This is a genomic window from Solimonas fluminis, assembly GCF_002930645.1.
GTDB classification, from domain to species: domain Bacteria; phylum Pseudomonadota; class Gammaproteobacteria; order Nevskiales; family Nevskiaceae; genus Solimonas_A; species Solimonas_A fluminis.
In genome coordinates this window covers 579,517-593,737 of the sequence record NZ_PSNW01000001.1, presented here as the reverse complement: position 1 = coordinate 593,737, position 14,221 = coordinate 579,517, and the positions used below count along the sequence as shown (strand labels likewise).

Sequence of the window (14,221 nt, the reverse complement as noted above, 5' to 3'; positions counted from 1 at the left end):
GTCTGATGGCACACCGCAAGAAGCAACTCCCCGCCGGCGATCACGCCGCCGAGATCATCGACCTGGACCACGAAGGCCGCGGCTTCGCGCGCGTCAACGGCAAGGCCACCTTCATCGCCGATGCCCTGCCGGGCGAGCTGGTGCAGTTCCGCTACACCGCGGTCTCCCGCGACGCCGACGAGGGACAGGTGACGCGCGTGGACCGCGCTTCGCCGGACCGCGTCGATCCGGGCTGCGCCCACTTCGGCACCTGCGGCGGCTGTTCCATGCAGCATCTCGCCGCCGACCGCCAGATCGAGTTCAAGCAGAAGCAGATGCTCGACGGGCTGCAGCGCATCGGCAAGGTCATGCCGGAGGCGGTGATGCCGCCGGTCCGCGGGCCGGTCTGGGGTTATCGCCGCCGCGCACGGCTGGGCGCCAAGCGCCTTCCGACCAAGGGGGGCGTGCGCGTGGGCTTCCGGGAGCGCAACAGCAATTTCATGTCGATGCTGGAATCCTGCGCCGTGCTGGAGCCGCGCGTGGGCCTGAAGCTGCGCGACATCGGCCGCGTGATGGATACGCTCTCCATCGCCGACAAGCTGCCGCAGATCGAGCTGGCCTGCGGCGAGCACGTGGCCCTGGTGTTCCGCGTGCTGCAGCCGCCGACCGAACAGGACCGCGCGAAGCTCGCCGCCTTCGGCAAGGCCGAGGGTTTCGAGGTCTACCTGCAGTCCGGCGGCCCCGACACCATCACGCCGCTGGACCCCACAGCGCCGCCGCTGGAGTACTCCCCCGACGGGTCCGACCTGCGCCTGCGCTTCGAGCCCTCCGACTTCATCCAGGTCAACGGCGGCATCAGCCAGCAGGCCGTGCGCCAGGCCGTCGACTGGCTGGAGATCCAGCCGGGCGAGCGCGTGCTGGAGCTGTTCTGCGGCCTGGGCAACTTCTCGCTGCCGCTGGCCCGTGCCGGTGCCCGCGTGATCGCCGCCGAGGGCGAGGCCAAGCTGGTGCAGCGCGCCCGCGAGAACGCGGAGCGCAACGGCATCACCGGCATCCGCTTCGAGAAGGCCGACCTGTTCAGGACCGAGGCGAGCGTCGACTGGCTGCAGCAGCCCTTCGACAAGGTGCTGCTGGATCCGCCGCGTGCCGGCGCCAAGGAAATCCTGCCGGCGGTGGCCGGCCGCAAGCCCTCGCGCATCGTCTACGTATCCTGCCACCCGGGCACGCTCGCGCGCGATGCCGGCACCCTGGTGCACGAGTACGGCTACCGCCTGACCCGGGCCGGCGTGATGGACATGTTCCCGCATACCAGCCATGTCGAGAGCATGGCCCTCTTCGAGCTCTGAAATGGCGATGGAGATCGAGCGCAAGTTCCGTGTGGTAAGCGATGCCTGGCGCGCCCAGGTGAATCGCTCGCTGGCCATGCGCCAGGGCTACCTGGCGGGCGAGGGCGGCAAGGCCTCGGTGCGCGTGCGCCTGGAAGGCGAGGACGCCAAGCTCAACATCAAGGCCGCCGTGGTGGGTGCCGCCCGCGCCGAGTACGAATACGATATCCCCGCCGCGCAGGCGCGCGAGATGCTGGACAACCTTTGCATCGGGCGCCTGGAGAAGACGCGCCACTACATCGAGATCGACGGCCTGACCTGGGAGGTCGACGAGTTCATCAACGACAACGCCGGCCTGGTGGTGGCGGAGATCGAACTCGACAGCATCGACCAGCCCTTCGAGCGGCCCGCCTGGCTGGGCCGCGAGTTGACCGAGGACCGGCGCTACTACAATCATCATCTTGCCCTGCATCCCTGGCGGACCTGGCCCGATGAAGATCGACATTGACCTGACGCGCCAGCGCCTGCGGCTGCTCGACGGCGGACGCTTGCTGAAGGAATACGCCGTCTCCACCGGCGCCAACGGTCCCGGCGAGATCCAGGGCAGCGGCTGCACCCCGCGCGGCCGTCACGTCGTGCGCGCCAAGATCGGTGCCGGCAAGCCGGCCAATGCCGTCTTCGTGGCCCGCCGCCATACCGGGGAGTTCTGGACCCCGGAAGGCCACCAGCGCCAGCCCAAGCGCGACTGGATGCTGACCCGCATCCTCTGGCTCAGCGGCCGCGAGCCTGGCCGCAACCGGCTGGGCTGCGTCGACACCTTCCGCCGCTACATCTACCTGCATGGCACGCCGCCGGTGACCGAGCTGGGCAAGCCCGGCTCGCACGGTTGCGTGCGCATGCGCAATGAAGACGTCATCGAACTGTTCGATCTTGTTCCCGCAGGTACCGAAGTTGAAATCCACGAGTAAGAAATCCGCCCTCATCGGCCCGCTGATGCTCGACGTGCCCGGCCAGGAACTGACTGCCGAAGACCGCGAGGTGCTGTCGCACCCGCTGGTTGGCGGCGTCATCCTGTTCACGCGCAACTACCGGGATCCGGAGCAGCTCAAGGCGCTCTGCGACGACATCCTCGCCATCAAGAAGTCGCCGCGCCTGCTGCTGGCAGTGGACCATGAAGGCGGGCGCGTGCAGCGTTTCCGCGTGGGCTTCTCGCGCATCCCGGCGATGGGTTCGCTCGGCAAGCTGTTCACCGAAGATGCCGAGCGCGCCTGCGTGGACGCGCGCGAGCAGGGGTTGACGATTGCCCGCGAGCTCTCGGCTTATGGCATCGACCTGTGCTTCGCCCCGGTGCTGGACCGTGATTGCGGGGTCAGCACGATCATCGGCGACCGCGCCTTCTCGCAGGACACCGAGACCATCGTGCGCCTGGCCAGTGCCTTCCGCAGCGGCCTGAACGAGCTGGGCCTGGCGGCCACCGGCAAGCACTTTCCCGGCCATGGCGCCGTCGCGGCGGATTCGCACCTGGAGCTGCCGGTGGACCGCCGCAGCGAGGAGGAAATCCGCGCGACCGACCTGGTGCCCTTCAGGCGCCTCATCGACGAGGGTGTGGAGTCGCTGATGATGGCGCACATCCGCTACCCGGCCGTCGACCAGACGCCGGCCTCGCTGTCGGTCAAGTGGATCGAAACCATCCTGCGCAAGGAACTGGGCTTCGATGGCGCCCTGTTCTGCGACGACCTGTCGATGAACGGAGCCGCCGCCGTCGGCAGCATGGAGGAACGCGCGCGCCTGGCGCTGGCGGCCGGCTGCGACATGCTGCCGGTCTGCAATGACCGCGCCGCCGCCGTTGCCCTGCTGGATGCCCTGAAGGACGTGAAGCCCTCCAAGGCCGGCAGCGACCGCCTGAAGAAGCTCTACCGCAAGGAGCCGAAGTGAGCGACGCCGCTGCCGAGCACGCCAACCAGGTCCTCGCCGAGGCCGACTGCCTGCACGACGCGGCAGCCGTTCGCCTGGCCTATGACCGTCTGGCCGAGCGCATCCGCGAGGAGTACATCGGCAGGAATCCGCTGATCCTGTGCGTGATGATCGGCGGCCTGCACGCCACCTCGGAGATCACCCAGCGTCTCGATTTCGCCTTCGAGATCGACTACCTCCATGCCACCCGCTACCGCGGCGCCACCGCCGGCGGGGGGCTGCTGTGGAAGCGCCAGCCGGACCGCGAGCTCAAGGGCCGCCACGTGCTGGTGATCGACGACATCCTCGACGAAGGCCACACGCTGGTCGCCATCCGCAAGGCGCTGGCGGAGTTCCGGCCGGCCAGCCTCAAGGTGGCGGTGCTGGCGGAGAAGATCCATGATCGGCGCGCGCCCGAAGCGCACGCCGAGTTCATCGGCCTGCAGCTGGTGGACCGCTATGTCTTCGGCTGCGGCATGGACTACAAGGAATACTGGCGGCAGCTGCCCGCCATCTATGCTGTGCGAGGCATGTAAATGACGACGAAGATCGCCGTGATCGGCGGTACCGGCATGAACCAGTGGCCGGGCCTGGAAATCGAGCGCCGCATCGAGCTGACCACGCCCTACGGCGCGCCCAGCGCGCCGCTGCTGGAGGGCCGGGTCTACGGTACCCGCGCGATCTTCCTGGCGCGCCATGGCGAGGGCCACAAGCTGCCGCCGCATGCCATCAACTACCGCGCCAACCTCTGGGCCCTGCGCGAGGCCGGGGTGCAGAGCATCGTCGCCATCGCGGCGGTGGGCGCCATCGCGCCCTGGTTCGAGCCGGGCGCCGTGGCGGTGCCGCAGGACATCGTCGACTACACCTGGGGCCGCGAGCACACCTACTCCGACGGGCGCGAGGGTTCGGGCCTGGAGCATGTCGAATTCACGGAGCCCTACTCGGAGCGCCTGCGCCAAGCCCTCATCGAGGCCGCCGGCCGGGCCGGCGTCGCGATGGGCGCCGGCATCCATGGCGTCACCCAGGGGCCGCGGCTGGAGTCCTCCGCGGAGATCCGCCGCATGCAGCGTGACGGCTGCGACATGGTCGGCATGACCGGCATGCCCGAGGCGGCGCTGGCGCGCGAACTGAAGCTGGACTACGCCTGCCTGGCGGTATCGGTCAACTGGGCCGCCGGCGTCATGGGTTTGGGGGACATCCACGCGGAAATCCACCAGTCCATCGAGACCGGCATGGGCCGGGTGCGCGCGGTCCTGGCCGAATCTCTGCCGCGGTTGTGACGGCGGCCCCGGTTCGGGCGCCCGTCCATCGTCGTACTGAGCTATCCTCCTGTGACCTGCAGGAGTCCCGCGCCCCGTTCCATGCCGCCCCATAGCCGAAACCCTGCCTTCGTCCGGGCCGCCGCTGCCGGTGACCGGGGGGAACTGCGGCTGGCGGGCGGCGCAGGCAGCTACTCCGAGCGCCTGGGTTCCTTCTTCCTGTCGGCCTTTCGCCTGTCGGCCCTGCCGGCCGCCCTGCTGGATACCGATCGCCGCATTCTTTGCGTCAACGATGCCATGTCGGCCCTGCTGGGCGTGCCTGAACTGCCGCCACAGGGGCGCAAGCTGGAGGAGTTGTTCGACTTCAGCGACCGCGACCCGATCCTGGCGGCCTCCACGCTGCAGGTGGACAGCCGCAGCGAACTGGACGTGCGCCTGCAACTGGGATCCCTGACGCGGCCGCACCGGCTGGTCCTGACGCGGCCGGCGCCCGATGCCGGCTGCATCGTGGCGGAACTGCACGAGCGGCGCGGCGAGTCGACCCTGGCCGCGACGGGCGGCGGACAAGCCGGCTACAGTGCCATCGGACTGGCCCTGATGCGCGAAGGCGTGATCGAGACCGACGAGCATGGCCTGGTCGTCGGGATGAACGAGCGGGCGGAAGAGCTCACCGGCTGGCCTCGCGCGCGTGCGCTGGGGCAGTCGCACGAGCGTGTGCTCCGGCTGCTGTCCCCGCCCGACGCCCCCTCGCGCAATCCCGTGCGCCTCTGCCTGCAGGGCGGTGCCGCGCGAATCTCCTCGGAGCACCAATCGCTGACCCGCGACGGGCGCCGCCTCAACCTGCGCTGTTCGGCAGGGGCCCTGCTGCGCGCCGATGGCGGCATCAGCGGCGCGGTCGTGGTGTTCGAGGACTACACGCGCATGAGCCTGCTGTCGGAGGAGTTGGCTTACCGCAGCACGCACGATCCCATTACCGGCCTGCTGAACCGCGACGAGTTCGAGCGCCGCGTCAACCTGGCGCTGGCGCGCTCACGCAACGGCGGCGACGAACACCTGCTGTGCTACATCGACCTGGACCAGTTCAAGGTGGTCAACGACGTGCATGGCCATTTTGCCGGCGATGAGATGCTGCGGCAGATCGCCGGGGTATTCCGCGCCTCGCTGCGCCCCGAGGATGCGCTGGCGCGCCTGGGTGGCGACGAGTTCGGCGTGCTGCTGGAAGACATCAGGGTGTCCGAGGGCATGCCGCTGCTGGAGGGGCTGCTCGAGGCCGCCCGCAACAACCGCTTCGTCTGGGAAGGCCAGAGCTTCGTCACCACGGCCAGCATGGGCGCCGTGACGATCAATGCGCGCACGCCCGACAGCTCCCGTGCGTTGTCGCTGGCCGATGCCGCCTGCCACGCCGCCAAGGAGGACGGCCGCAACCGCGTGCGCCTGGCGGAAGACAACGACGAGGCCGCGCGGCGCTACAACCAGATGAGCATGGTGGCGCGCATCAACCGCGCCCTGGACCACAACCAGTTCAGCCTCTACTACGAGGACGTGGTGCGCAGCGATGCCCTGGGCGAGGTGGTATACCGCGAACTGCTGCTGCGCATTCGCGGCGACCGCGGCGAGATTCAGCCGCCGGCGGAGTTCATCGCCGCCGCCGAGCGCTACTACATGATGAGCGCCCTGGATCGCTGGGTGGTCAACGCGGCGCTGGAAGGCATCGCCTGGCGCCATGACGAGGTCATCTACGCCATCAATATCTCCGGCCTGTCGCTGGGCGACCGCCGCTTCCTGGACTACGTCGTGGAGCGGATCCACGAGTCGGGCGTCAGGCCCGAGCAACTCTGCTTCGAGATCACCGAGACCGCGGCGATCTCGCACCTCAGCGAGGCGCGCGCCTTCATCGAGCGCCTGGCCGGGCTGGGCTGCCGCTTCGCCCTGGACGACTTCGGCTCGGGCATGGCGTCGTTCTCGTACCTGCGCAACCTGCCGGTGCACTACATCAAGATCGACGGCAGCTTCGTGCGGTCCATGCAGGCCAACCGCCTCGACCGCGGCATGGTCGAAGCCATCAACCGCATCGGTCATGACATGGGGCTGAAGACCATTGCCGAGCATGTCGAGGACCACAGCCTGGTCGAAGCCCTGCGCGGCATCGGCGTGGACTGGGTACAGGGCCATGCGATCTCGGTGGCGCGGCCCTTCGACGAGCTGATTGCGTCCTAGGGCCTGCCCGCGCCGCCGGCGGGCCCCAGCTCGTCCAGTGCGGGCCGCTCCGGTACCCGCCCCTGCGTGAGCAGGGCCCGCACCTCGGCCAGCAGCATGATCCAGCTCTGCAGGTTGCGGATGCCGAAGCGCAGCGAGACGTAGACCAGTGCCTGCCGCAGGCTGGAGCGGCCGCTGCGGGCAAGGTGCGAGGACTCCTGCTGCAGGTATTCCGCCAGCTTGTCGCGGAACTGCGCCAGATTCCGGTCCAGTTCCTCCAGCACGGGGGCGGAGTCCGCCAGGTTCGCCGCATACAGCCGCAGGAGGATCGCACTGCTGATCCGCTCGGGCTTCCAGGGACCCTCCAGCCAGGCCTTCAGCGCCGCGCGGCCCTCGGCGGTGATGCGGTAGTGCTTGCGGTCGGGCCGGGAGGCCTGCTCCTGCAACTCGAACTCCACCAGGCCATCCTGGCCCAGGGCTTTCAGCTCCTGGTAGATCTGCTGGTGGGAGGCGGACCAGAACTGGCCGATGCCGCCGCGGAAGCGCTGGGCAAGATCGTAGCCGGTGCCGGGCTTGCCCTCGAGCAGCACGAGGATGGCGTTCTTCAGCGACATGGCGGGCTCCGCTTGGACTGATATGCAATATGTTGCATATGATCCTCGTCTGTGCAAGGATATGCAATATCTTGCATATGGAGTGAGTCATGGCCCTGCCTGTCCAATTGAAGAACCGCCTGCGTCTGCCCGTCGTCGGCGCCCCCCTGTTCATCGTGTCCAATCCGGACCTGGTCATTGCCCAGTGCAAGGCCGGCATCATCGGCTCCTTCCCGGCGCTGAATGCGCGCCCCGCCGACCAGCTCGAGGTCTGGCTCAAGCGCATCAACGAGGAGCTGGATGCCTGGAACCAGGCCAACCCGGACACGCCGGCGGCGCCCTATGCCGTCAACCAGATCGTCCACAAGTCCAATGCGCGCCTGGAGCATGACCTGGAGGTCTGCGTGAAGTACAAGGTGCCGGTGGTCATCACCTCGCTGGGTGCCCGGCCCGAGGTCAACCAGGCCGTGCATTCCTACGGCGGCATCGTGCTGCACGACATCATCAACAATTTCTTCGCGAAGAAGGCCATCGAGAAGGGTGCGGACGGCCTGATCGCCGTGGCGGCCGGTGCCGGCGGCCATGCCGGCACGCTGTCGCCCTTCGCGCTGATCCAGGAGATCCGCGAGTGGTTCGACGGCCCGCTGCTGCTGTCGGGCTCCATCGCCAACGGCAACGCCATCCTCGCCGCGCAGGCGATGGGCGCGGACCTGGCGTACATGGGCTCGGCACTGATCGCGACGCAGGAGGCCAATGCCGACGCGCGCTACAAGCAGATGATCGTCGACTGCGGCGCGGACGACATCGTCTACTCCAACCTCTTCACCGGCGTGCACGGCAACTACCTGCGCCCCTCCATCGTCAATGCCGGCCTGAATCCGGACGCCCTGGAAAAGGGCAGTGCCTCCGACATGGACTTCGGTGCCGCCGCCAGCGGCGAGATCGGCGACGTCGGCAAGAAGGCCTGGAAGGACATCTGGGGCTGCGGCCAGGGCATCGGCGCCGTGAAGCAGATCGAGACGGTGGAGACGCTGGTCAATCGGCTGAAGGCGGAGTATCGCGGCGCGCGCGAAAGGCTTGCGGTGAACTGAGCCCTGATCTTCCCCTCTCCCGCTCGCGGGAGAGGGGACAAAAACCGCTAGCGAAGGCTCCCCATCGCCTTCAGCAGCATCTCCGCCCGCTCCTCGACCTTCTCCAGGTTCGTGTACCAGTGCAGGCGCTTCTGTCCTTCCAGCTTCCAGTACTTGGGCTGGGTCTGGATCAGCCGGATCATCTTCACCGGGTCGATCGTGGTCTGCGGGCCGAAGTCGAAGGCCGCGGAGCGCGCCCCGGCACGCAGCTTCGACAGGCCCAGCGCCTGCGCGGCGATGCGCAGGCGCGTCGCATCGAACAGGCGCTCCGCCGCCGGCGGCAGCAGGCCGAAGCGGTCGATCATCTCCACCTTCAACTCGTCCAGTTCGGCGTCGGTGCCGGCTTCCGCGATGCGCTTGTACAACGTCAGGCGCGCGTGCACGTCGGGGATGTAGTCGTCGGGGATCAGGGCCGAGGCGCCCAGGTCCACCTCGCAGTCGGAGCGGCCGAAGGGGCTGTCGTCGATCCTGCCGGATTTGATCGCCTTGACCGCGCGGGCCAGCAGCTCGGCGTACATCGTGAAGCCCACTTCCTCGATCTGGCCGGTCTGGTCCTCGCCCAGCAGTTCGCCGGCACCGCGGATCTCCAGGTCGTGCGTCGCCAGGGCGAAGCCCGAGCCCAGGTCGCCCAGGGTCTCGATGGCGTCCAGGCGCTTCTGCGCGTCGGTGGACAGCGCGCGCTTGGACGGCACCATCAGGTAGGCGTAGGCGCGGTGGTGCGAGCGGCCGACGCGGCCGCGCAGCTGGTGCAGCTGCGCCAGGCCCAAAGTGTCGGCACGGTCAATCACGATGGTATTGGCGGTGGGCACGTCGATGCCGGACTCGATGATCGTGGTCGCCACCAGGATGTTGAAGCGCTGGTGGTAGAAATCCAGCATCACCTGCTCCAGCTCGCGCTCACGCATCTGGCCGTGGGCATAGCGCACGCGGCCCTCGGGCACCAGTTCCTGGATGCTGCGCGAGAACGGCTCGATGTCCTTGACCTCGTTGTGCAGGATGTAGATCTGGCCGCCGCGGCGCAGCTCGCGCAGGCAGGCCTCGTAGACCAGGGTGTTGTTCCACTCGTGCACCGCGGTCTTGATGGCGATGCGCGAGGGCGGCGGCGTGGCGATGATGGACAGGTCGCGCAGGCCGGCCAGCGACATGTTGAGCGTGCGCGGGATCGGCGTCGCGGTCAGCGTCAGCAGATCCACCTCGGCGCGCAGGTTCTTCAGCGCCTCCTTGTGGCGCACGCCGAAGCGGTGTTCCTCGTCCACCACGACCAGGCCCAGGTTCCTGAACTTCACGTCGGGCTGCAGCAGGCGGTGGGTGCCGATGACGATATCCAGCGCGCCGCTTTCCAGCTCCTTGAGCATCGCCGTCTGCTCCCTGGCGGTGCGCATGCGCGACAGGCTGCCGACGCGGATCGGCCAGCCGGCGAAGCGGTCGGCGAAGTTCTTGGCGTGCTGCTCGGCCAGCAGCGTGGTGGGCGCCAGCATGCAGACCTGGCGGCCGGCCCGTGCAGCAGCGAAGCAGGCGCGCAGCGCCACCTCGGTCTTGCCGAAGCCGACGTCGCCGCAGACGACGCGGTCCATGGTCTTTTCGCTGCGCAAGTCGTCCAGCACGGCGTCGATGGCCTTCTGCTGGTCCTGCGTCGGCGTGAAGGGGAAGCTGTCGCAGAAGCGCGCGTACTCTTCCTCGTCGAAATCCAGCGCCAGGCCCGGCTTGGCGGCACGGCGTGCCTGGATCTGCAGCAGTTCGGCGGCCACGTCCGCCGCCTTCTCGCGCGCCTTGGCCTGGGCCTTGGCCCAGCGTTCCGAACCCAGGGCATGAAGCGGGGCCTTGTCGTCCTCGCTGCCGGTATAGCGGTGGATCAGGTTCAGCGAACCCACCGGGACGTAGCGCTTGCCGTCGGCGTACTCCAGCAGCAGGTACTCGGCGACGATGCCGCCGGCATCGAGTTTCTCGAGCCCCCGGTAGCGTCCCACGCCGTGCTGCACATGGACCACCGGCGAACCGATGGACAGCGTCGAGAGATCGCGCAGGATCGTCTCGGGGTCGCGTATCTTGCTGCGGCTTCGGCGGGTCTGGGTCGGTGCTCGGTTGCCGAACAGCTGCGACTCGGACACCACGGCCACGCTGCCGGCGGCATAGCGGAAGCTGTCCTGCAGCGGGCCGAGCACGATGCCGTAGCGCTTGCCGTCGGTGGTGAACTCGGCCCAGTCCTTGTACTCGCGGGTCTGCAGGCCCAGCGGCTTGAGCCAGGCCAGCACCGCTTCGCGGCGGCCCGGCGATTCGGCCACGAACAGCACGCGCGCGGTGGTCTGCCTGAGCCAGGCACGCAGGTCCTCCACACCGGCCGGGGGGGCGGAGGCGTCGAGATCGGGGCGCCGGGTTTCATACAGCGCCATCTCGCGCAGCGCCTGCGCCGGCTCCCGGTACAGGTCCGCTGGCTTCATCAGCGGGCGCTCGATGTCGCCGCGGTAGCGCTCGTAGCGCTCCTCGATCTGCTGCCAGTCGGTCTGCAGCGCCTGCTCCAGGTCCGCCACCGGCATCAGGATCGCGCTGGGCGGCAGGTAATCGAGCAGGCCGTGGGTCTGGTTGAAGAACAGCGGCAGGTAGGACTCGATGCCGCCGGGCATCAGCTTGCGGCTGACCTCGGCATAGATCTGCGAGCGGGCCGGGTCGCCCGGGAAGTACTCGCGGTAGCGGCGGCGGAAGGTCTCGATTCCCTCGCGGTCGGTCGGGAATTCGCGCGCCGGCAGCAGGCGGATGTCCTCCACCTTGTCGAGGCTGCGCTGGGTTTCCGGATCGAAGCTGCGGATCGTCTCGATCTCGTCGTCGAACAGGTCGATGCGGAAGGCGGAGCTGCTGCCCATGGGAAACAGGTCCACCAGCGCGCCGCGCACGGCGAACTCGCCCTGGGTCTGCACCTCGGACACGGACTGGTAGCCGGCGGCCACCAGGCGCTCGCGGAAGGCGTGCGGGTCCAGCTTGTCGCCCACCCCGAGCTGGAAGCTGCGCCCGGACAGCCAGTCACGCGGCGGCAGGCGATGGATCAGGGCATCGGCGGTCGCCAGCAGGATGCCGCGCTGCAGCTGCGGCAACCGGGCCAGTGCGCGCAGGCGGTCCGACAGGATCTCCTGGTGCGGCGAGAACTGGTCGTAGGGCAGGACCTCGGTATCCGGTAGGTGCAGCAGCGGCAGCCGGCCGGCCAGGAAGAAGCGCAGGTCCTCCTCCAGCCGGTGCGCCTGCTGCTCGTTGCCGGCCAGGACCACCACGGGGCCTTCGTGCGCCAGCGCCAGCTCCACGGCTGCGAGCGCCTGGGCGGCGCCGGAGAGGGGGGCGGGGAGGGACGATTCGGCGGACATGGCAGCGGTTCGACAGACAGAGCCGCCAATTATCTCACGCGGGCTCCGGCATCGGCAGCCGCGCCGCCTAGGCGCCCCGGTGGAACCGTATCGGCGCGTCCTTCCGGGGCTCGGGCTTGGGCGTGTCGCAGCTGCCGCAGCTGTTGCAGCTGCCGCAGCCGCCGGTCGAGCCGGCCTTGGGGGCCGGCTGGCCGCGCAGGCGGGCCACCAGGGTGGCCCGCCAGTGGGGTGCCAGCTTGCCCAGCACGGTCCACAAGCTCAGCAGCAGGGCGCCGCCGATCACCGCGAACTCGAACAGGGCATAGGTGTTCATGGCTTCATCCACCCGTCAGTGCCAGGGTGACCTGGTAGGTGACCAGCGAGGCCAGGTAGGCCAGGCCGAAGAGGTAGCCGGCGGCGATGCCGACGGTACGCCAGCCGCCGCCCTCGCGGCGGATCGTGGCCAGCGTGGCCAGGCACTGCGGGGCGTAGACGTACCAGGCCAGCAGCGACAGCGCCGTGGCCAGGGTCCACTGGTCGGCGATGATCGGGATCAGCGAGCCGGAGGGGTCCTCCCCGGTGGCGGACAGGGCGTAGACCGTGGCGAGCGCGCCCACGGCCACCTCGCGCGCCGCCAGGCCCGGGATCAGCGCAATGCAGATCTGCCAGTTGAAGCCGATGGGATCGAACAGCGGCTGCATCCACTTGCCGATGGTGCCGGCCAGGCTGTAGTCGATGGCGGCGCCGGTCGCTCCCGGCGGCGGCGCCGGGAAAGTGGACAGGAACCACAGCAGGATCGTCAGCGCCAGGATGATGGTGCCGACGCGCTTGAGGAAGATGCCGGCGCGTTCCCAGAGGCCGATGGCGATGTCGGCCGGATTGGGCAGGCGGTAGCTCGGCAGTTCCAGCAGCAGGGAGTGTTCGCTGTGGTCGCGGCGCGTCCACTTCATCACGTAGGCCACCACCAGCGCGCTGAGGATGCCGGCGGCATAGAGTGCGAACAGCACCAGGCCCTGGAGGTTGAAGATGCCCACGTCCTGCTGCGGGATGAAGGCGGCGATCAGCAAGGCATAGACCGGCAGGCGCGCCGAACAGGTCATCAGCGGCGCCACCAGGATCGTGGCGAGGCGATCGCGCGGGTCCTGGATGGTGCGTGCGGCCATGATGCCGGGGATCGCGCAGGCGAAGCTGGACAGCAGCGGGATGAAGCTGCGGCCGGTGAGGCCGGCGCCGACCATCATGCGGTCCAGCAGGAAGGCGGCGCGCGGCAGGTAGCCGGACTCCTCCAGCAGCAGGATGAACAGGAACAGGATCAGGATCTGCGGCAGGAAGATGATCACGCCGCCCAGGCCCGCGATGATGCCGTCCACGAGCAGGCTCTTGAGCAGGCCCTCGGGCATGGCCTCGCCCGCCGCAGCGCCCAGCCAGGCGGCACCGGCATCGATGCTGTCCATCAGCGGCGCGGCCCAGGAGAACACCGCCTGGAAGATCGTGAACATCAGCACCGCCAGCAGGGCCAGGCCGAACACCGGATGCAGCACCACGCGGTCGATGGCGTCGTCGATGCGCGCGGTGCGCTCCGGCACGCTGACCGCCGCGGACAGCAGGCGGCTGACCTCGGCGTGCAGGTCCGAGCCTTCCGGCAGCGGTGCCGGCAGCGGCGGCAACTGGCCATCGAGCTGCTTCACCAGGGCCTCGGCGCCGCCGCGGCGTACGGCCACGGTCTGCACCACCGGCAGGCCCAGGCCGGCCTGCAGCTTCGCCACGTCGATCCGGATGCCGCGGCGCTCGGCGGCGTCGCACATGTTCAGGGCCAGCACCATCGGCAGCCCCAGGCGCTGCAGTTCCAGCACGAAGCGCAGATGCAGGCGCAGGTTGGTGGCGTCCACCACGCAGACCAGCAGGTCCGGGCGCGCCTCGCCCTCGAAGCGGCCCAGGCAGACGTCGCGGGTCACGGCCTCGTCGGGGCTGGTGGCGGCCAGGCTGTAGGCGCCGGGCAGGTCCAGCACCTGGATATGGCGGCCGGAAGGCGCGGCGAAACGGCCTTCCTTGCGCTCCACGGTCACGCCGGCGTAGTTCGCCACCTTCTGGCGGCTGCCGGTCAGGCGGTTGAACAGCGCGGTCTTGCCGCAGTTGGGGTTGCCGACCAGGGCGATGCGCAGGGACTGGGCGGTCATGCCCGGGCCTCCGCCAGTTTCACGGACACGCGCGCGGCCTCGGCACGGCGCAGGGCAAAGCGGGTATAGCCGATCTGCACCAGCAGCGGCTCGCGCCCGGCCGGGCCATGGGCGGTGACGCGTACCGGCTCCCCGGCGACGAAGCCCAGCTCCCGCAGGCGCACGGCGATGGGGTCGCCGGCGGAGACATCCTGGACCCCGACCACGACGGCGGGGGTGTTGCGGGGCAGCTCGGACAGGGTCATGGGGCTGGCGGCAGCTAGATAAGAATGATTTGCAT

General features: G+C 69.1%; 13 protein-coding genes. 8 read left to right on the top strand and 5 right to left on the bottom strand.

Annotated features, from left to right (window positions below):
• Nucleotides 1-5 precede the first annotated feature (5 nt).
• The 7 genes from rlmD to C3942_RS02710 all read left to right on the top strand — a co-directional run bounded on the left by rlmD (nt 6) and on the right by C3942_RS02710 (nt 6,733).
• Nucleotides 6-1,325, top strand: a complete 1,320-nt coding sequence (gene rlmD, locus C3942_RS02740) for a 23S rRNA (uracil(1939)-C(5))-methyltransferase RlmD (protein ID WP_104228788.1) — start codon at nt 6-8, stop codon at nt 1,323-1,325.
• A 1-nt stretch (nt 1,326) separates the two neighbouring features.
• Nucleotides 1,327-1,812 carry a CYTH domain-containing protein gene (locus tag C3942_RS02735; RefSeq protein ID WP_104228787.1) on the top strand — a complete coding sequence of 162 codons (486 nt, stop codon included), beginning with the start codon at nt 1,327-1,329 and terminating at the stop codon, nt 1,810-1,812.
• Nucleotides 1,796-2,272 carry a L,D-transpeptidase gene (locus C3942_RS02730; RefSeq protein WP_104228786.1) on the top strand — a complete coding sequence of 159 codons (477 nt, stop codon included), beginning with the start codon at nt 1,796-1,798 and terminating at the stop codon, nt 2,270-2,272. The genes C3942_RS02735 and C3942_RS02730 overlap by 17 nt, the downstream gene beginning before the upstream one ends.
• Nucleotides 2,256-3,239, top strand: a complete 984-nt coding sequence (gene nagZ / locus C3942_RS02725; RefSeq protein ID WP_243393492.1) for a beta-N-acetylhexosaminidase — start codon at nt 2,256-2,258, stop codon at nt 3,237-3,239. Before C3942_RS02730 ends, nagZ begins: the two co-directional genes overlap by 17 nt.
• The gene (locus tag C3942_RS02720; RefSeq protein ID WP_104228784.1) at nt 3,236-3,793 is read left to right on the top strand and encodes a hypoxanthine-guanine phosphoribosyltransferase; all 558 of its coding nucleotides are present in this window, start codon (nt 3,236-3,238) and stop codon (nt 3,791-3,793) included. Before nagZ ends, C3942_RS02720 begins: the two co-directional genes overlap by 4 nt.
• A complete protein-coding gene (locus C3942_RS02715) occupies nt 3,794-4,537 on the top strand; it encodes an S-methyl-5'-thioinosine phosphorylase (RefSeq protein ID WP_104228783.1) in 744 nt (247 codons plus the stop codon).
• 81 nt (nt 4,538-4,618) lie between these two features.
• On the top strand, nt 4,619-6,733 hold the full coding sequence (locus tag C3942_RS02710) for a bifunctional diguanylate cyclase/phosphodiesterase (protein WP_104228782.1): 2,115 nt from the start codon (nt 4,619-4,621) through the stop codon (nt 6,731-6,733).
• On the opposite strand, the gene C3942_RS02705 is transcribed toward C3942_RS02710, so the two are convergent.
• The gene (locus C3942_RS02705; protein ID WP_104228781.1) at nt 6,730-7,326 is read right to left on the bottom strand and encodes a PadR family transcriptional regulator; all 597 of its coding nucleotides are present in this window, start codon (nt 7,324-7,326) and stop codon (nt 6,730-6,732) included. The two genes, C3942_RS02710 and C3942_RS02705, sit on opposite strands and share 4 nt — an antisense overlap.
• An 89-nt stretch (nt 7,327-7,415) precedes the next feature.
• On the opposite strand from C3942_RS02705, the gene C3942_RS02700 reads away from it, so the two are divergent.
• Nucleotides 7,416-8,396 carry an NAD(P)H-dependent flavin oxidoreductase gene (locus C3942_RS02700; RefSeq protein WP_104228780.1) on the top strand — a complete coding sequence of 327 codons (981 nt, stop codon included), beginning with the start codon at nt 7,416-7,418 and terminating at the stop codon, nt 8,394-8,396.
• A gap of 47 nt (nt 8,397-8,443) precedes the next feature.
• Here the strand turns inward: C3942_RS02700 and mfd are convergent, their stop codons facing one another.
• The 4 genes from mfd to C3942_RS02680 all read right to left on the bottom strand — a co-directional run bounded on the left by mfd (nt 8,444) and on the right by C3942_RS02680 (nt 14,186).
• Nucleotides 8,444-11,785 (bottom strand): transcription-repair coupling factor, encoded by a 3,342-nt coding sequence (gene mfd, locus C3942_RS02695; RefSeq protein ID WP_104228779.1) that lies wholly within the window; start codon nt 11,783-11,785, stop codon nt 8,444-8,446.
• Nucleotides 11,786-11,852: 67 nt separating this feature from the next.
• Nucleotides 11,853-12,098: a hypothetical protein gene (locus tag C3942_RS02690; protein ID WP_104228778.1), complete on the bottom strand. Its 246-nt coding sequence runs from the start codon at nt 12,096-12,098 to the stop codon at nt 11,853-11,855.
• A 4-nt stretch (nt 12,099-12,102) separates the two neighbouring features.
• Nucleotides 12,103-13,941, bottom strand: coding sequence for a ferrous iron transport protein B (gene feoB / locus C3942_RS02685; protein WP_104228777.1), 1,839 nt, complete (start codon nt 13,939-13,941; stop codon nt 12,103-12,105).
• Entirely contained in the window at nt 13,938-14,186 is a 249-nt protein-coding gene (locus C3942_RS02680) for a FeoA family protein (RefSeq protein ID WP_104228776.1), read from the bottom strand. Before C3942_RS02680 ends, feoB begins: the two co-directional genes overlap by 4 nt.
• Nucleotides 14,187-14,221 lie beyond the last annotated feature (35 nt).

Bases quoted from the DNA above. Each gene is read 5' to 3' on its own strand.
- rlmD (WP_104228788.1), top strand. From the start codon at position 6: ATGGCACACCGCAAGAAGCAACTCCCCGCCGGCGATCACGCCGCCGAG.
- C3942_RS02735 (WP_104228787.1), top strand. From the start codon at position 1,327: ATGGCGATGGAGATCGAGCGCAAGTTCCGTGTGGTAAGCGATGCCTGG.
- C3942_RS02730 (WP_104228786.1), top strand. From the start codon at position 1,796: ATGAAGATCGACATTGACCTGACGCGCCAGCGCCTGCGGCTGCTCGAC.
- C3942_RS02715 (WP_104228783.1), top strand. From the start codon at position 3,794: ATGACGACGAAGATCGCCGTGATCGGCGGTACCGGCATGAACCAGTGG.
- C3942_RS02710 (WP_104228782.1), top strand. From the start codon at position 4,619: ATGCCGCCCCATAGCCGAAACCCTGCCTTCGTCCGGGCCGCCGCTGCC.
- C3942_RS02705 (WP_104228781.1), bottom strand. From the start codon at position 7,326: ATGTCGCTGAAGAACGCCATCCTCGTGCTGCTCGAGGGCAAGCCCGGC.
- C3942_RS02700 (WP_104228780.1), top strand. From the start codon at position 7,416: ATGGCCCTGCCTGTCCAATTGAAGAACCGCCTGCGTCTGCCCGTCGTC.
- mfd (WP_104228779.1), bottom strand. From the start codon at position 11,785: ATGTCCGCCGAATCGTCCCTCCCCGCCCCCCTCTCCGGCGCCGCCCAG.
- C3942_RS02690 (WP_104228778.1), bottom strand. From the start codon at position 12,098: ATGAACACCTATGCCCTGTTCGAGTTCGCGGTGATCGGCGGCGCCCTG.
- feoB (WP_104228777.1), bottom strand. From the start codon at position 13,941: ATGACCGCCCAGTCCCTGCGCATCGCCCTGGTCGGCAACCCCAACTGC.
- C3942_RS02680 (WP_104228776.1), bottom strand. From the start codon at position 14,186: ATGACCCTGTCCGAGCTGCCCCGCAACACCCCCGCCGTCGTGGTCGGG.